At 46.7% G+C, this 18,696-nt stretch carries 11 protein-coding genes and 1 CRISPR repeat array; of the genes, 6 read left to right on the top strand and 5 right to left on the bottom strand.

Going from position 1 to position 18,696, the window contains the following annotated elements; translation table 11 throughout:
• Nucleotides 1-153: 153 nt before the first annotated feature.
• Nucleotides 154-402, bottom strand: a complete 249-nt coding sequence (locus AB9H23_RS08735; protein WP_074358355.1) for a HypC/HybG/HupF family hydrogenase formation chaperone — start codon at nt 400-402, stop codon at nt 154-156.
• A gap of 126 nt (nt 403-528) precedes the next feature.
• On the opposite strand from AB9H23_RS08735, the gene AB9H23_RS08730 reads away from it, so the two are divergent.
• The gene (locus AB9H23_RS08730) at nt 529-1,812 is read left to right on the top strand and encodes an FAD-dependent oxidoreductase (RefSeq protein WP_370004860.1); all 1,284 of its coding nucleotides are present in this window, start codon (nt 529-531) and stop codon (nt 1,810-1,812) included.
• A gap of 60 nt (nt 1,813-1,872) precedes the next feature.
• Here AB9H23_RS08730 and AB9H23_RS08725 read toward each other — a convergent pair whose 3' ends face one another.
• Nucleotides 1,873-2,913, bottom strand: coding sequence for a glycosyltransferase (locus tag AB9H23_RS08725; protein WP_370004859.1), 1,041 nt, complete (start codon nt 2,911-2,913; stop codon nt 1,873-1,875).
• Nucleotides 2,914-3,012: 99 nt separating this feature from the next.
• Here AB9H23_RS08725 and AB9H23_RS08720 point away from each other — a divergent pair, with 99 nt between their 5' ends.
• A complete protein-coding gene (locus AB9H23_RS08720; RefSeq protein ID WP_370004858.1) occupies nt 3,013-4,689 on the top strand; it encodes an ABC1 kinase family protein in 1,677 nt (558 codons plus the stop codon).
• A gap of 5 nt (nt 4,690-4,694) precedes the next feature.
• On the opposite strand, the gene AB9H23_RS08715 is transcribed toward AB9H23_RS08720, so the two are convergent.
• The 3 genes from AB9H23_RS08715 to AB9H23_RS08705 are packed head-to-tail and all read right to left on the bottom strand — an operon-like array spanning nt 4,695 to nt 7,835.
• Complete coding sequence (locus AB9H23_RS08715) at nt 4,695-5,585, bottom strand: hypothetical protein (protein ID WP_370004857.1); 891 nt, start codon at nt 5,583-5,585, stop codon at nt 4,695-4,697.
• A gap of 21 nt (nt 5,586-5,606) precedes the next feature.
• Nucleotides 5,607-6,761 (bottom strand): radical SAM protein, encoded by a 1,155-nt coding sequence (locus tag AB9H23_RS08710; protein ID WP_370004856.1) that lies wholly within the window; start codon nt 6,759-6,761, stop codon nt 5,607-5,609.
• A 12-nt stretch (nt 6,762-6,773) separates the two neighbouring features.
• A complete protein-coding gene (locus tag AB9H23_RS08705; protein WP_370004855.1) occupies nt 6,774-7,835 on the bottom strand; it encodes an mRNA surveillance protein pelota in 1,062 nt (353 codons plus the stop codon).
• A 110-nt stretch (nt 7,836-7,945) separates the two neighbouring features.
• Here AB9H23_RS08705 and AB9H23_RS08700 point away from each other — a divergent pair, with 110 nt between their 5' ends.
• From AB9H23_RS08700 to ahcY, 4 genes are all read left to right on the top strand, one after another.
• Nucleotides 7,946-8,296: a hypothetical protein gene (locus AB9H23_RS08700; RefSeq protein ID WP_370004854.1), complete on the top strand. Its 351-nt coding sequence runs from the start codon at nt 7,946-7,948 to the stop codon at nt 8,294-8,296.
• A 10-nt stretch (nt 8,297-8,306) separates the two neighbouring features.
• Nucleotides 8,307-9,611 carry a prephenate dehydrogenase gene (locus AB9H23_RS08695; protein ID WP_370005994.1) on the top strand — a complete coding sequence of 435 codons (1,305 nt, stop codon included), beginning with the start codon at nt 8,307-8,309 and terminating at the stop codon, nt 9,609-9,611.
• A 200-nt stretch (nt 9,612-9,811) separates the two neighbouring features.
• A complete protein-coding gene (locus AB9H23_RS08690) occupies nt 9,812-12,001 on the top strand; it encodes a CDC48 family AAA ATPase (protein ID WP_370004853.1) in 2,190 nt (729 codons plus the stop codon).
• Nucleotides 12,002-12,291: 290 nt separating this feature from the next.
• Nucleotides 12,292-16,796: a CRISPR direct-repeat array (repeat unit 30 nt; unit sequence ATTTCAATCCCATTTTGGTCTGATTTTAAC).
• 630 nt (nt 16,797-17,426) lie between these two features.
• The gene (gene ahcY, locus AB9H23_RS08685; protein ID WP_160323199.1) at nt 17,427-18,680 is read left to right on the top strand and encodes an adenosylhomocysteinase; all 1,254 of its coding nucleotides are present in this window, start codon (nt 17,427-17,429) and stop codon (nt 18,678-18,680) included.
• The last annotated feature ends 16 nt before the right edge of the window (nt 18,681-18,696 follow it).

Here is an 18,696-nt window from a genome sequence, read left to right as displayed (position 1 = left end):
ATGATAGACATACCCACATCAGATCACAGATAGGAATCCGCAGAAATCATGGTATACCACGTGAAAAATGAAAAAACCCTATTTTTCTTAAATTCTTTATTTTCGGCTTTTCCGAAACCAATCAAAGAAAAATAAATGGAATGGCTCTGTTGATCACAGCTCCAGGTTGTCCTCCTCTTCGAGGGCCTTCAGAAGTTCATCCCAGGCTTCAAGGGACTCCCTTGCCGCCTCATCAGACATGACCTCAATGGCGTAGCCTGAGTGAACAAGCACATACTTGCCCTCCTCAACGTCATCCACAAGATCAAGTTTCACCTGTTGCCTCACACCACCAAAGTCGACGGTGGCAACGTTATCCTCACTGTCAATTTCAATAATCTGAGCAGGTGCTGCAATACACATTCAATAACCCTCTCCAAATTAATAGGATTAAAGTCAAAAAATTACACTGTCAGTAATTAGATAAAGATTTGTGACATATAAAGATTTGTGGGAAATAACCATTCAGAATTAATACAGGTGCGTCCTATGAAGTGTGTTGTGATAGGGGGAGGTCCCGCAGGAAGGGCCGCGGCCATGGAACTTGCAGCCCTTGAAAACGATGTTACAATCCTTGAAAGGAAATTCATCGGGGGAACATGCCTTAATGAGGGATGTATGGTTGTGTGTGGTCTGAACGACGTTGCGAGATTCCTGGATGAAGCCCGCAAGCTCAGGGATCTCGGTGTCGTTGACCTTGAATACTCTGCAGACTACAGAAGAATAGCGGCTGGTGTTAGGGAAACACTCAGCAGGATAAGGCATGTTACAGAAAGGGAGACACTTGATGCCGGTGTTGAGATAATATACGCCGACGCAGAGGTCTCAGATGGTAGAGTAACCGCAGGGGATGATGAACTCCCCTATGACAGGCTCATAATAGCAACAGGGGCAAGGCCCAGCATCCCCCCGATTGAGGGCGCTGAAAAAGCCATAACCTACAGGGACGTGCTGGATCTTGAGAGAATCCCTGAAAAACTGGTGATAATAGGCGGGGGTGTAATTGCAGCTGAATTTGCAGGCATATTCTCCTCCCTTGGATCAGATGTGACCGTGGTATCAAGAAGCGAGTTCCTTGGCAAACTTGACCCCCTCATCAGGGATTACGTTATGAGGAAACTTCTGAAAGACGTCAGAATCCTTGAAAATACATCCACCACCTCAATAGATGAGGATGGTGCCGAAACATCAGCCGAACGCATTGAAGGCCTCACCCTCCTTGCAACAGGTCAGAGGCCAAACTCAGAGTTCCTTGACGGATTCGTTGAGCTCAGAGAAAACGGTGCAGTTAAGGTTAATGAGCGTATGGAGACCTCAAGAAAACACGTCTACGCGGCAGGTGACGTTACAGGTGGTCAGGGAACAACGCCAGTTGCAAGGATGGAAGGTGTGGTGGCAGGGCTCAATGCAGCAGGTGTTGAGAGGCGAATTGACTATCGGTACCTTCCCTACGCAATATCACTGGGATACGATGTTGGCTTCATCGAAACCCGGGATCCTGAAGGCAGGGAGGCTGTTATACCAGGTCTTGCAGGTCCTGGTTCATTCTGGAGTGTTCCTGAGGGGAAAACAGGGTTAAATAAGGTTAGAATCCAGGATGATGGCACTGCAACTGCAGTATACTCTGTTGCACCGGGTGCCCGGTTGATAATGCCCTACCTTTCACTGCTCATGCGAATGGGTGTTTCAATGTATGAATTTGAGGACTTCGTGGAGACACATCCATCAACAGATGGTGTATACAAACTCATGAGGTTCCTCTCAAGGTACTGACTCACCCGCCTCCTCAGATAAGATCCCCGATGCAGGGGACACACCTCAAACTCAACGTACTCACCTAACTGCCTCTTCCTCTATAATTTCAGCTATCCTGTCTGCAGCCCCTATTACATCACCACTGTAGGCCTCCGCGGCCCTCCTCATATCATCTGAAGCCTCAAGTGCCCTTAAAATAGCCTCCCCAATACCATCAAGGTCGGTCTCCAGCACGGCACCCCTGAAGACAGCACCCATGTTATGGTACCTTCCGTACTTGACACCCCTGAGGGCCACCACCGGCACCCTCATTGCAATGGCCTCATGGACCATCACCCCATCATCAGAGAGCACCGCAAGGTCGGCGAGGCTGTAGAGGTCACTGACCCAGTCTATGTAGCCCAGGTTGATTATCCCCTCACGGTCCACCATCTGCCCGTATTCCTCCCTGAGGGGGTGCCCCACAACTGTGATGTTTGCACTGACATCTGATTCTGCCATTTTAACCGCGGCCTCAGCCATCATCCTGAAGAGGGATGAACCTGAGGAGAAAACAATGGTTGGTTTCTCAGGGTCAAATTCGGGGGGCATCCTTTGAATGGCCCTTTCAGGATCCCCCAGTGTTATATCAGGGCTGATTGGTGAGTATGCACTCTCAACTCCCTCAACGTCCTTTCCAAATAGGCTGGACTCTGGAAGTGCCACGTTCCTGTTGAGGCGGGTGCAGACCCGTGCATCGGTTGGGGTTATGAGAACACCCACAGCAGGCACTCCAGTAATTTTTGCGGCAAGGCAGCCCACCACCGCGCCCCCGCCTATCACACCAACAACCACGTCGGGTCTGATCTTCCTTATCAGCCTTCCTGTCTCGTAAACCGCCCTCAGAGTCCTGAAAGCAGCTTTCAGTAGTTTCAGTCTGCTTGCTGCGTGGCCCCCAGCCTGGGGTATCCTGACCCTGTGCCAGTCGATACCCCTCTTTTTGAGGAGTATCCCGGGGGCGCTGTGATCAAGTGCAAATTCGCATTCAAATCCTCTCTTCTCAAGTGCACTGGCTATGTTTAGTGCTGTTATTGCGTCTCCACCCATTCCCCGACCTGTTACAGTGAAAAGTGCCTTCATATGATCACCATGATTTCAGTGAAAAACCCATGAAATGTAACGGGAGATTCTATATCTGCAAAATAGGTTTAAATATTATACATTAAATAAGTGGTTAATATGAACATACCCCCCTATAATAAGAGGCCAGACATGGGGCGCCTCAGGGAGATAGTAAGGGTAATGGGCAAGTACCACTTCGGAAACATACTTGAGGCCATAGGCCTCAAAAACAGGTTATTTGAAAGCCTCAAACTCTACATAAGGAGCCCTGAGGAGATCCATGAACCGGCCCCTGTACGCCTCAGACTTGTCCTTGAAGAGCTGGGGACGACCTTCATCAAGCTGGGCCAGGTGCTGAGCACCAGGGCGGACCTTGTGGGCAGGGAAATAGCAGATGAACTGGCCAAACTTCAGGACGAGGCACCGCCCTTCCCCTTCAGGGACGTCAGGAGGGTTATCGAATCTGAACTTGGAATGCCACTGGAGGATATCTTTTCCGAATTCCAGGAGGAACCCGTTGCATCGGCATCCATAGGCCAGGTCCACAGGGCGCGTTTGAAAAGCGGGGAGGCTGTTGCCGTTAAGGTGCAGCGTCCGGGTATAGCCGCAACCGTAAAGAGTGATATTATACTAATGAAGTACCTTGCAAAGCTTGCAAATGACCGTATCCCGGGTCTCGAGTACTACAATCTCCCGGGAATAGTGGCGGAGTTTGAAAGGGCCATCAGGAAGGAACTGGACTACCATCAGGAGGCCAACAACGCTGAGAGATTCCGGGCCATGTTCCTTGATGACGAAACCGTTTACGCCCCCTACGTCTACAGAGAATACTCCACCAGCAGGGTGCTGACCATGGAGTACGTTGAAGGGGTTAAACTCACAGAAATCCTTGAATCCGACATAAAATTCAATGCAAGGACAATAGCAGAGCGGGGTGCCCGTTGCTACTTCAAGCAGATATTCATACACGGCTTCTTCCACGCCGACCCCCACCCGGGCAATATACTCGTCCAGAGGGGTAACGTGCTCTGCTTCCTTGACTTTGGGATGATGGGTCACCTTGACCGTTCATTCCGGGATAAACTGGCTGAACTCTTCATTCTACTCATGAACTATGATGTGAACGGTATAGTGAACCAGCTTAGGTACATGAATATCCTCACAGAGGATACAGACCTTGAAGAGGTCAAGTACGATATAATAGACCTCCTTGATCGCTACTATGGCGCAGACGTTAAGAAGGTTGGGGAGATCCTCACAGAATTCACAATGCCTGAGATGATAATGAAGCACAGGATAAGGATCCCCCGGGACTTCGTGCTCCTTGCAAGGGTCATGAGCATGGCAGAGGATCTTGGTGAGCGTCTGGATCCCAGATTCAATGGACTTGAAGTTGCATGGGAGATGACCTACAGTCTCATCAGAAAACGCCTGAACCCCCTGCGGAACCTGGACGAGGTCCCCTCAACGCTCATAGAAATTGAACACATAGTGAACGATCTCCCACGTGGCATGATAAGGGCGCTTCAGCGGCTGGAGGAGGGCAAACTCAAGATGGAACTTGAGCACAGAAACCTCGATGAGATATCAAAGAGAATCGAGAGATCAACCAACAGGATATCAGTGGCGATGCTGGTCTCGGCCCTTATAATCGGCTCATCACTGGTTGCAATCCCCAAGGAGGCCCTGATACTCCAGAAGTTCCCCTTCCTGGGGCTTTTCGGTTTTGCTGTGAGTTTCCTCATAGCCCTTGCACTCATAATTTCAATCATAAAATCAAGGAAGATGACCTGATGGAATCAGGACTCCTGGAGCCGGGACGCGTGGGGGTTGAAAAGTAGCCTCCTGAACCCAAGCGAAATCAGAACCGGGTTCCTGATTCTGAACACCCTTCCACCAAGTATGATCCTCCTTAAAAGATCCCCAAGACCTCCACCTGTCATGACATCCATATAAAGATCCCCGAGGGTGGGGTTCTCAATTTTAAGTCTCTTCTCAAGGAATTCTGAGAGATTACCCCTCCTTAAAATGGCCGTTACAAGGGGCGTCAGGAGAAAGAGCGCCAGGAGAAGCCACGGTCCCCCTGAAATGTAGAATAAGAGTCCGAGGGCAACTGCGAAGCTGTGGTTTCCAACCTCCCCCATCATTATCCTCCCCATGTAATCAAGTGGTGAGTACGCCAGTGCCACCACCATGATGAGAAGGGCAAGATGGATGCCTGAACCCGTCATGACTGCTGCAGGGAGTGCCAGGAGGGACATGATGACCGTCACGGTGCAGGCCACACCAGGCTGCATGTCGGCAATGTTCAGTGGCTGTACCATGAGTGCCACAAGGAGTCCCCAGGCCCCCATGAAAGGGTAGGTGATGAGGGTGACTGCCAGTATACCCAATCCCCTTGAAAGCTGCCCCCACTCAATGGGAAGGTTCATTATCCTTCTTCTTCCAGCAAGGTCATCAATAAAGGCCAGAGCCCCCATTACAGCAACTGGTGCGTTAAATGGTGGGGGTGTGAATATCGAGAGTGCTGCCCATGGCACAATACCGGCACCTCGGGGTGTGCCACCCCTCACATCAGTGTAGAGATTTGAATTTTTAAAGAGGGATATGATGGCCGCAGCAGCAGGTGTCAGTACGAGCACAGCGACAGCCGCTAAAGGCATGGTCCAGTCATAAATTAACATAACCATGTTCTCACACTCCCTCTGTGATCATCCTATGAACCCCTCAGATGTCTGAACAATTACCCTTCTGAGGCCCCCGTCAAGCATCAGGTCACGAACCCCAAGCATTTCAGAAACCGAGGGCCTCTTTATGTTTTTAAGCCTGAACTCGGGTCTGTAGTCAAGTAGGGTTACCTGGACGTCTGGACTGACAGAGGCTATCTCAGATGCCATTTCAGCAATCTCCCCGGTGGATATGAGTGCCCTGTTGTATGGGACTCCCAGGCCCATGAATATTCCATCATGCTCTTCAGATATGTACCTGAAGGCATTCCAGGAGTTTTCAAGGTATATCCTTGCTTTTTCAGGTTCACTGAGCCCTGCTATCCCCATGAAGGTCTCCAGCCTCCTCCCCTTGAGGTCGATTCCTATCCGGTTCATGCCGGACTCAACAAGCTCATCGATGTATCCCTGGGTGAGCACGGTGCCATTTGTGTCCACGTGAATGTTGATCCCCCCATCGAGTTCCCTTATCCTCCTGACTGAAGCAGAGAGCCATGACCTGTTAAGTGTGCATTCACCGCCAGAAAACGTCACGGTGCCTGTCCTGTAAATCGATTCAACACCAAGCAGTATCATTGCGGTTTCTTCAGGGTCAAGCAACGTGTCACCCCTGGTGAACGCCACCTGGCTGTTCTGGCACTGGGGACACCTCAGATTGCATCCATGGGCGAAGCATACCACCTCAACCGGGCCATCCCCCTTTTCACTGAAGGGTGTCCCCACTCCCCCCGCCGTGTGGGGGCCGAAATTGCTCACATACCTGAGCGGTGGTTCAGGTATGGTCTCTATGACCATCCCCTCCTCAAGGGGTGTTACACAGGACTGCACCGTCCTGCCATTTGCTGATACAGCGCAGGCCCAGCATCCGCCTGTACCGCATGGTGAGAATAATTCACCCTCACAGGGAATGTCACTTACCCTGATACCTGCGGCCTCAAGGGCATCCCCCACGGTGCCGGTGGCCCTGACATCTTCACTGTTTACTGTCACCCTGTACTCTGTATCATCCCTTCTCCCTGGAACAAGTGCTCCCTCAGGGCATACCAGCTGGCAGGCCCCACACCCTGAACACTTTTCGCTGCACTGGAGCATCCTGCATCTCCCGCAGCCGGTGCATTTATCCTGGAGAATCCTGAACACCTGATACCCCCATCATGAAATCCTGAACCTCAATATACCTGCAAGTCCACCGAGGGATTCCAGCTGTTTGCCGCCCTCGTGTTCACTGCTTATGAGAACCACGGAACCCCCCATGCTCTCAACGATATCAAGGTATCCCTCAATATCCTCCCTGCTTACAACCCTGTCAAGGACCAGCAGCCTCTCAACAGCCCCCATATTGATGGCATTCAGCACCTCCTCCCTGCCATAGACAACGGTTTCAGGGTCCTTCGCCAGCCTCTCAAGGACCTCATTCACATTCCTTACCTCTGCTGCCACCCTGTTCTCTGATGAAACCCTCTCCACGGTGCCCTTCTTAAGAACTTCATATATTCCTGACCTTCCACCGGTCCCTGTATTCTCAACCACGGCCTTTCTTCCGATCTCAGGGTGCTTCTCAAGCAGGTATTCATGGAAGTCCGACTTGTAGAAGCCAGGGCCCGCAATTATGATTGTCTCAAGTTCACCGTATTTTTTGAGGGCTTCCACTATACTCTCATAGAATTCAAGTCGCAGTTTACCCCGGTCCCTCTGCTGCATCCTCTTACCCGGGATGTGGCCTGTGATGGGGCCCTGGTATTCCACACCATACTGTCTTATGACCCCAATGTCTGCCACATCATCCTCAATCACAACTATCACTGCCCTGATATGCTTTGATGCCTCCACCGCCTCCTGAAGCCTCTTAAGTGTCCATCTGCTCCAGGAATCCTTTTTGATCCTGAGGGGGGTGTTGAGTTTAACCTCAAGGGTGTGGTGCGACCCTAGGGGAACCAGGTCCTCAGGGCCCCGCTCTATAACCCCTGTTGCTCTGAGTTTTCCTGTGTATATGTGGAAACTGACACCTTCGACCCTTATACCCAGATAGAAGGTTTTCTTAACTCCCCTGTCGCTTCTTATCTTCTCTCCGCTGGTATCCTGTATCCTCCTTGTTGTCCTTGCAGAAAGCAGGTCCCCCTCCTCAATTATATGGGAGAGGTGCCAGAGGTCGTCAAGGGTTTCTGGTACGACTTCTATGACGCCGTTTTTCTCATCCTCATGTACTATCCTCATCTCTTCACCCTGAAATCAATTGGAAGATGATTCTATATGCTGAATGATCAATGATAATATATATGAATGCTTTTATAAATTAAGACAGCTAAAGCGAGGAGTGGAATCTGATGGGTGACTATGATTCAGGCACTGCAATTTTTCTGAGCATCATCGTGGGCTTCATCATGCTATTCTTCATTGACGGCCTCTTTGTTTACACCTTCACAGGGTTCCTGGCAGCCTACCTCACAAGGGCTGAAAGGAGAAGTGCAGGTGGAGGGGCTGCCGCTTCACTCATCCTTGCGGTTATAAGTTTCTCATCAGGGATGATATTCGGTCCCCGAATGCCTGGTAGGATTGCAGGTCTTGCCGCACCTGATATTTTCAGTTTCAGCACGGGTCTTGTAATCATCGGGGGCCTGAGCCTCCTGCTGGGTGGTATAGGGGGCTACATTGCTGTTAAGGCCTTCAGGGAGTAGGCTGGTGGAAATGATTGTGAGCATCATAGGGGGTACGCGTGGGCTTGGATACTGGATAGCCAGGTTCCTGAAGAGGGAGGGCCTGAGGGTCATAATCACCGGAAGGGACCATGATGCTGGAATGGAAGCCGCATCAAGGATCGGCGTGGAGTACTGTGCTGACAACATCAAGGCAGCATCCCGGGCGGATGTCGTGGTTGTTTCTGTGCCCATAGATGTAACTGCAGATGTTATAAGGGAGGTCGCCCCCCACGTAAGGAAGGGGGGCCTCCTTATGGACGTCACATCTGTAAAGGAGGAGCCGGCCAGGGTCATGGAGGAGTCCATAGGGGATGGCGCCCACCACCTTCCAGCCCACCCCATGTTCGGGCCCAGGGTGTCCTCCCTTGAGGGACAGGTCGTTGTCCTGACACCCACACAGGAAAATCCGTGGGTTGATACCGTCATTGAGTTCCTTGAGAAACATAAGGCCCGTGTTATAGTAACTGACCCTGCGACCCATGACCGTATGATGAGTGTTGTTCAGGTGCTGACACACTTTGCATACATAAGCATAGCATCCACCCTCGAGGCAGAGGGCGTCGATATAAGGGAGTCAAGGAAATTTGCAAGCCCCATCTACAACCTCATGATAGACACCATTGCAAGGATAGTGGCCCAGAACCCATACCTGGCGTACTCCATCCAGACCCATAACCCCCATGGACAGGATATGCGTGACAGTTTCCTGAGGACTGCCTCTGAACTCAATGAGATGCTCAGTGCTGGTAGGATGGATGAATTCGTATCAAGGATGGGTCTTGCAGCCAAGAACATCGATGATGTTGAGGCGTCCCTGGGGAGGTCTGATAAGGCAATAGAGGCCCTCAATGAGGAACTTAAAATTCTGAAGGATTCTGTTGGAGGAGAAGTTGGTCTGAGGCACATCTATTCAGGTAAGGTGCATGTTGGAGTGCTTGAGTCAGTCACACCGGATTATGCGACCCTCAGGGAAGGTAAGAGGGTGCTCAGCTTCAAGATCTCCAACATAAGGGTTCTATCTGATGATGAACTCCAGAGGTGGAAGGCTGAAAACCTCCCCACACGTATGTATGATATATCGGCTGTTTTTCCAGATACAGTGGACCCCCAGGTTATTGAGTACCTTACAGGGCTTCTTGATGGTGTTGCTAACTCAGAGGTTGTTGATGTTTACACTGGGCCACAGATACCCGATGGTCATGTGAGTTTAACCCTCAGGATTCGTGTATTCCAGCGGGAGGACTACGGGAGGGTCAGGAAAATCCTTGAGGGTATGGGGGCCAGGATAAGGTAGCGGCCATCCCTCTTTTAGAGATTGTTTAAGTGTAGCTGCTGGTAAGTATTAATTGATTCTGTTATTACTATATAAATATACCGAAAACTTTATATATGATGACTTACTTCGATATTATAGTAACTTAAATTTACTAAAACATTCCGTTAAATTATAAATTTAACCGGAATCATAATAATCACATAAAAGAGGTGGGTTGTATGGCAGAAAAAGAAATAAAATTAAAGGTTGCAGAGGCCCTCGCCCAGCAGGACGTTGGCAGGGGAATAGCCCGTGTGGACCCCGCATGCATGGAAAAACTGGGTCTCTCCGATGGAGACATAATCGAAATAGAGGGTAAAAAACTGACCGCTGCAACCGTCATATCATCACAGTCCGACATAGGCCTCGGAATCATAAGGATAGATGGATACCTCCGTAAAAATGCAGGGGCATCCATCGGCGAAGAGGTGACAGTGAGAAGGGCGGAGGTAAAGGACGCCCAGAAGGTCGTACTGGCACCCGTTGACCAGGAAGTGATCATACGTGGAGACATAAGATCAGCATTCCTCAACAGAGTCCTCGTCAAGGGGGACATAATCGTATCAGGGATAAGGCAGCAGATATCCGGTGGAGGGCTCTTCGATGAGTTCTTCAGGGACTTCATGGACCTCTCACCCCTGGGGGAAATAAAACTCGCAGTAGTATCAACAAGCCCCGCAGGTGTAGTTAGGGTCACCCCCACAACCCAGGTGGAAATGCAGTCAAAACCCGTTGATGTCAGCAAACTGGAGGGCGTGAAGAACCTCGTGGACGTCACCTACGAGGACATCGGAGGTCTCAAGGAGGAGGTCAAAAAGGTCAGAGAAATGATAGAGATCCCCCTCAAGAGGCCCGAACTCTTCGAGAGGCTCGGCATAACACCACCAAAGGGTGTCCTCATGCACGGGCCACCAGGTACAGGTAAGACACTCCTCGCCAAGGCAGTCGCCAACGAAAGCGACGCCCACTTCATAGCCATAAACGGTCCCGAAATAATGAGCAAATACGTTGGAGGATCAGAGGAGAGGCTGAGGGAATTCTTCGAAGAAGCAGAGGAAAACGCGCCATCCATCATATTCATAGACGAAATAGATGCAATAGCACCCAAAAGGGAGGACGTAAGTGGCGAGGTTGAAAGGAGAATAGTTGCCCAGCTCCTCACCCTCATGGACGGCCTGAAAAGCAGGGGCCAGGTTGTGGTCATAGGTGCAACCAACAGGCCAGACGCCCTCGACCCTGCACTCAGAAGACCCGGAAGATTCGACCGTGAAATCGAAATAGGCGTCCCTGACAGGGAGGAGAGAAAGGAGATACTCCAGATACACACCAGGGGTATGCCGCTGGCAGAGGACGTTGACCTGGATGAACTTGCAGAGATAACCCACGGCTTTGTGGGTGCAGACCTGGAATCACTCTGTAAGGAATCCGCCATGAGAGTGCTGAGGAGGGTTCTCCCTGAGATAAAGGCCGATGAGGAGATACCCAAAGAGGTCCTCAAGAAGATGATAGTCACAAGGGCAGACTTCAAGGAAGCCCTGAAGGAGGTGCAGCCATCAGCACTCAGGGAGGTCCTTGTACAGGTACCCAACGTCTCATGGGAGGACATAGGTGGACTGGAGGACGCCAAACAGGAACTCAGGGAGGCTGTGGAGTGGCCCCTCAAGTATCCTGACAGGTTCAAGAAATTCGGCATAAAACCGCCAAAGGGTATCCTCCTGCATGGATCACCAGGTACAGGTAAGACTCTCCTCGCCAAGGCAGTCGCCAATGAGAGCCAGGCAAACTTCATAGCCGTGAAGGGCCCTGAACTCCTCTCAAAATGGGTTGGTGAATCTGAGAAGGGTGTCCGTGAAGTCTTCAGGAAGGCCCGCCAGACAGCGCCAACCGTGATCTTCTTTGATGAGATAGACTCAATAGCCTCAGTGAGAAGTGGAAGCACTGCAGACTCAGGTGTGACCCAGCGCGTTGTGAACCAGCTCCTCACAGAGATCGATGGACTTGAGGAGCTGCAGGACGTTGCTGTGATAGCCGCAACCAACAGGCCAGACATCCTGGACCCTGCGCTCCTTCGACCTGGAAGATTCGACAGACACGTAAAGGTCGATGATCCAGACAGGGAGGCAAGGCTCGCCATATTCAAGGTGCACACCAAGGATATGCCGCTTGCAGATGACGTGGACCTTGAAAAACTGGCGGACAGGACAGAAGGATACGTTGGTGCCGACATTGAAGCCGTCTGCAGGGAGGCCGCCATGCTGACACTCAGAGAGAACATGGACGCAGAGGAAGTCCCGATGAAACACTTCCTTGAGGCCATGGAGAAGATAAAACCAAAGGGTGGCGTTGAGGAACAGGTTCAGTACCATTAACCTCTAAAATTTTTTTAAATGAATTTATACACATTTTTAATTTAAAAGCATCTTTTTTTTGAAAATTCACAATGAATTCACAATAAAGCATTACAATCACTCCGACCTGATTTTAAATGAAACCTGGTTTCAAGACTAAGAGAATGGCCCAATTCAATCATAATCTATTTTAAAACTATCATGCTCCCAACGAAGAAAAGCAAAAACAAAAAGAATAGAATTAAAAATATGCATCCCTGTATTTCCTTAGTCTTATCACTCACCAATCTAACCACCTCTCATCCACTTTAATTTCAATCCCATTTTGGTCTGATTTTAACCTTCTGTGACGCGTATTTTTTTCTTGTTCCGTGTTCCGATTTCAATCCCATTTTGGTCTGATTTTAACACTAGTAAGGATTGTAACTCTGCAGGTACTCCTTTGATTTCAATCCCATTTTGGTCTGATTTTAACCGTTAACCGCAACCCACATTATGTATGTGATGCTTGATTTCAATCCCATTTTGGTCTGATTTTAACCTTGTGCGCTGTCGTATGTTGCTCTGAGGATAATGGATTTCAATCCCATTTTGGTCTGATTTTAACCTTGCTACCCAATACCTATATTATCGTCATACATATTTCAATCCCATTTTGGTCTGATTTTAACACTATATACAGTGTTATGCTTATGAGACACCGCATAGATTTCAATCCCATTTTGGTCTGATTTTAACTTTGTCCCTGGCACCCCTTACTAGGATGCCGATTAATTTCAATCCCATTTTGGTCTGATTTTAACCTAAACCCAGAGATAATTATCATGATGAATATATCAATTTCAATCCCATTTTGGTCTGATTTTAACTCAGAGCCCTCATGCCCTATGTCTTCCTAGATGATGATTTCAATCCCATTTTGGTCTGATTTTAACGAGGAAACGGGGGCACTATGTAACTCCTACTTCCTTCATTTCAATCCCATTTTGGTCTGATTTTAACCGCTGCTACTTCAAGAAGATAGACAGCTCCATCAAATTTCAATCCCATTTTGGTCTGATTTTAACACATCAAAGAGGGTAAAATGAGCGAAGCAGTTGAAGCATTTCAATCCCATTTTGGTCTGATTTTAACTGAAACATAGTCAGAGAGATCACCTGTCCTGTTAACAATTTCAATCCCATTTTGGTCTGATTTTAACCTTTTGGATCTCATGGAGGATGTCCAAGTTCTTTGTATTTCAATCCCATTTTGGTCTGATTTTAACGCAGAAGTGTTCCATTACGCATGCATTTTCCACCTCCATTTCAATCCCATTTTGGTCTGATTTTAACCTCCAGGAGATAAGAAGAGCGCGTGAAGAATTATCAGATTTCAATCCCATTTTGGTCTGATTTTAACATACGATATAGTCACTTATAAGTTATAAGTCGGATATTCTATTTCAATCCCATTTTGGTCTGATTTTAACGCCCTTGAGACCGCTATGCTCCTAGATCAGTACCCTATTTCAATCCCATTTTGGTCTGATTTTAACACACTAAAAAGGACAGTAGCCAAAAACGCCACAGACCAATTTCAATCCCATTTTGGTCTGATTTTAACCCCTTGAGACCGCTATGCTCCTAGATCAGTACCCTATTTCAATCCCATTTTGGTCTGATTTTAACAATTAGAACTAGAAACCCCTGAACCATATGATGTGGCATTTCAATCCCATTTTGGTCTGATTTTAACGAAACAGACACCAAACTACTCCGAACCTGCAAATACCATTTCAATCCCATTTTGGTCTGATTTTAACGCGTGGGAGACTCATAGACCCCCCTGTCTTCAAAGAAGAAGTTTATTTCAATCCCATTTTGGTCTGATTTTAACGGAGAGGGCAAAACCCTTTTCTGCTTATGTTGAGTCTGGATTTCAATCCCATTTTGGTCTGATTTTAACCCCTCGTCTGAGCCTGCGAAAGTCCTGCAGCATGTCCATTTCAATCCCATTTTGGTCTGATTTTAACGTACTCAGTGTAGCCGAGGCTGTTTAGGGCTTGTTGTAGATTTCAATCCCATTTTGGTCTGATTTTAACGCAGCCGTGGAGGTACTCTACCCTGAAGCCTGCGTAGCTGTATTTCAATCCCATTTTGGTCTGATTTTAACCTCCAGCGCCTGTAACTCGACTAATTCCCCACTTGTAATTTCAATCCCATTTTGGTCTGATTTTAACAGCCCCAGAAGGCCAATTACACCCTCGAGCACCTCCATTTCAATCCCATTTTGGTCTGATTTTAACTGTTTGAAGTACAAGGATATCATCCCCAATATGATAATTTCAATCCCATTTTGGTCTGATTTTAACATATGAGAAGGATATAAGCAGACTTTCACTTGTCCATTTCAATCCCATTTTGGTCTGATTTTAACCAGGGATATATGGGTTCAATATTATCGTCGAATAGAACATTTCAATCCCATTTTGGTCTGATTTTAACAGATCATCAACAAGGAATTCAGAGTCTCCAAGATTTCAATCCCATTTTGGTCTGATTTTAACTTAGGGTGTGGGAGACATAAATCCTACAAGAATAAGATTTCAATCCCATTTTGGTCTGATTTTAACGGGGCAAGGAACAGTGTTTACTGCCCCACATGTGCTAATTTCAATCCCATTTTGGTCTGATTTTAACAAAAGAAGAAGAAATCCTGCAGGATAAAAGAGGCGAATTTCAATCCCATTTTGGTCTGATTTTAACGCTTTGTGGAAATGTCCTATCATTTATTCCACCTCCTCATTTCAATCCCATTTTGGTCTGATTTTAACTAATCTTATCAGCAACCACGGGGAGGTCCTTATTTATATTTCAATCCCATTTTGGTCTGATTTTAACACGGGTACGATCCATCACCACAGACTCCTGCCTTGTGATCTCCGATTTCAATCCCATTTTGGTCTGATTTTAACAAGGATTAGAAGCCCCAATAACCCTAAGACCCTTAACCAGATTTCAATCCCATTTTGGTCTGATTTTAACAAGGATTTGAGGGGTATGTTGTCGATGAGGTATTCGATTTCAATCCCATTTTGGTCTGATTTTAACTGTCTGTATGTCGATGGGGTACTCTACTGATCCTTATTTCAATCCCATTTTGGTCTGATTTTAACGCCCTCTCCACTACTGAGGCCATTATAGCATCCGCAATTTCAATCCCATTTTGGTCTGATTTTAACCTAGAGGGCCCCAGAGCTCCCTCACAACTTTAATCAATTTCAATCCCATTTTGGTCTGATTTTAACAAGGATAGGGAAGGATAACTTCGAACACGTCTTCCTATTTCAATCCCATTTTGGTCTGATTTTAACCCATTTCCTCGTGGAATGATTTGAGCGCTGATCTTCATTTCAATCCCATTTTGGTCTGATTTTAACGATCCCCCTCACAGATCATCTTTAAGTGTTCATCTGATTTCAATCCCATTTTGGTCTGATTTTAACTCCTCCACGAGCTCATCAAAGTGACTGAAGAAATTCATTTCAATCCCATTTTGGTCTGATTTTAACGAAAAAGATTCGGTTGTATACATTTCAAGAATAAGGATTTCAATCCCATTTTGGTCTGATTTTAACTCAACAGTATCAGTCATTATGCGACCTCCTCGACTTTCATTTCAATCCCATTTTGGTCTGATTTTAACGAGTAGGTTATAGAGTGTGATGATGATTGCGATGATTATTTCAATCCCATTTTGGTCTGATTTTAACTTATGGATTCTCGGGACTTACTTCCGTCAGATCTTCATCATTTCAATCCCATTTTGGTCTGATTTTAACTGAAAGTCAGATTGAGAAGTTGAAGCGCGTGATCCGTGAAGTATTTCAATCCCATTTTGGTCTGATTTTAACTATGTCTCTTGATTTATTTTATGAAAAAGCTAAATATTTCAATCCCATTTTGGTCTGATTTTAACTAAAACGGTCTTAAAACGTTTATTTTCCCAAAAAGATTTCAATCCCATTTTGGTCTGATTTTAACGCGTTTTCCATATCCATATTTATTACCCGTTTTTTATTTCAATCCCATTTTGGTCTGATTTTAACGTTACAGTTACACTACAGGTTACTTTGATGATGTGGCGATTTCAATCCCATTTTGGTCTGATTTTAACGCAGCTACCTAGTAACCTGCAGGTCCAGAATGTGCATTTCAATCCCATTTTGGTCTGATTTTAACCTTAGCGGGGCGTTGAAGGCGGTGAATGTTGCGTATTTCAATCCCATTTTGGTCTGATTTTAACGGCCAGCTTCGCTGTGAAGATGAAGAATGCTGTCGCATTTCAATCCCATTTTGGTCTGATTTTAACATATGTGTCCACCTATCAAGATCATCCCGCAAATTTCAATCCCATTTTGGTCTGATTTTAACGGTAAACATGAATGAGATAAGAGAGGCGCTGAGTGAGAATTTCAATCCCATTTTGGTCTGATTTTAACAATTTTTATTATTAAAGTATTACTGAGGTCATTGGATTTCAATCCCATTTTGGTCTGATTTTAACTCAGGGTCTCTGAGGGCCGGTTAATCCATAAATGATTTCAATCCCATTTTGGTCTGATTTTAACTGAAACTAAGCATAGAGAGGCGCCTGGTTCAAGCTGATTTCAATCCCATTTTGGTCTGATTTTAACTCAGCATAGTATATATATTTTTTCGATTTTTTTTTCTGAATTTCAATCCCATTTTGGTCTGATTTTAACGACTGGAAGCACAGGTTTGGGGTATCTCTTCAGGAGGGGATTTCAATCCCATTTTGGTCTGATTTTAACAGGGCGGATTTTTTCTCTATTTGGCCTGTATCACCCTGAAATTTCTCCTCTCAGACTTATAAATTTGTCGATCCCCGATAATGCAGTTCATTTATATTGACAGACGACTTGCTGTAGGACTTTATAATTAAAAAATAAAGATCATAAATAACTTAAAAAATTAAATTCAGAATTTTAGCGAGATAAAAAGTTAAAAATGAATTATTAGACATTTTAATCATAAAATAAGCTTAAAATAACATGGGGTTATTATAAAAGGCTGGCTGAAAAATGGTCAAAAACTTCTGGAGGATATCACTTCAATGGCCCGAAAAAATAATTTTATTTGATTAAAATCTTTAAAAATAATTTTTAGTGTGATATACGACTATTGGAATCATTAAGACTGTTTTATGATTTCATAGAGTTTATTTGAATTTCCATGACTCAATCAAAATCTTTTAAATCATTATAATCTAAAAAAAACAAAATTTAAGAAATCATATGGATCATTAACATCCTTCTGTTGTGGATTGAGAAGGTGAAAAACCAATAATGAAAGTCACCAGAAAAGCCTCTTCATAACTATTTTTAAGTGGTCACTCCAACTATTTATCTAAAGTCAATGAATTAAGTTAACCTGGTGATACCATGCCATATAATGTTAAAGACATTTCACTTGCCCCTCAGGGCAAAAAGAAGATCCAGTGGGTTCAGGAACACATGCCTGTACTTGAAAGGATCAAGAGGGACTTCTCAGAGGAAAAACCATTCGAGGGGATCACAGTAGCCTCATGCCTACATATAGAACCAAAAACCATAAACCTGGGACTCACCCTCCTGGCGGGCGGTGCAGAGGTTGCCATGACAGGGTGCAACCCACTATCAACCCAGGATGATGCAGCCGCCGCTGGAGCAAAAATGGGCCTCAACATGTACGGCTGGCGCGGCGAAACCAATGAGGAGTACTATGAAAACATACACCGTGTCCTGGACCATGACCCTGACATCCTCATCGACGACGGGGCAGACATGATATTCCTCGTCCATAGGGAAAGGAGGGAACTCCTTGATGGAATAATAGGTGCTTGTGAAGAGACAACAACAGGTATACACCGACTAAAGGCCATGGCAGCCGATGGTGCCCTCGAATTTCCAGTCATGGCCGTGAACGACGCCTACACAAAGTACCTCTTCGACAACCGCTACGGGACCGGCCAGTCAACATTTGACTCCATAATGGGGACCACCAACATGCTCATAGCAGGCAAAACCGTTGTGGTGTGTGGCTATGGTTGGTGCGGGCGCGGAATAGCCCTGAGGGCCGAGGGTCTTGGCGCGAATGTCATAGTGACCGAAGTTAACCCCATAAGGGCACTCGAGGCCCGTATGGATGGATTCAGGGTTATGAGGGTCTCAGAGGCCGTTAAACATGCAGATATACTCGTAACTGCAACAGGAAACACTGATGTGGTTGCAGGTGATGACTTCATGAACATGAAGGACGGCTGTGTGATGGCAAATGCAGGCCACTTCAACGTTGAAATAAACAGGGAGGACCTTGAAAGGTTATCAGAGGAGAAAAGGCTGGTTAAGGAGGACATAGAGGTCTTCATCATGCCTGATGGGCGCAAATTATACCTCCTTGCCGAGGGAAGACTGGTGAACCTTGCCTCAGAGAGGGGTCAGGGACACCCCGCAGAGATAATGGACATGAGCTTTGCAATGCAGGCACTATCAGCGAGACACCTCCTCAGTGAAAAACCTGAGCCAGGGGTCTACAGGGCTCCTGATGAGATAGACATGAGGGTTGCGGAGATGAAACTGGAGGCCATGGGGATCCAGATCGATGAACTGACAGAGAAACAGATAAGGTACCTTGAAAACTGGGAAGAGGGGACATAGGAGGAAGAACTTGGGT

Source organism: Methanothermobacter sp. KEPCO 2, from assembly GCF_041228365.1.
In the GTDB taxonomy this organism is placed as follows: domain Archaea; phylum Methanobacteriota; class Methanobacteria; order Methanobacteriales; family Methanothermobacteraceae; genus Methanothermobacter; species Methanothermobacter marburgensis.
The sequence above is the reverse complement of the archived record's forward strand: the minus strand, read 5'-3'. Positions and strand labels throughout refer to the sequence as shown.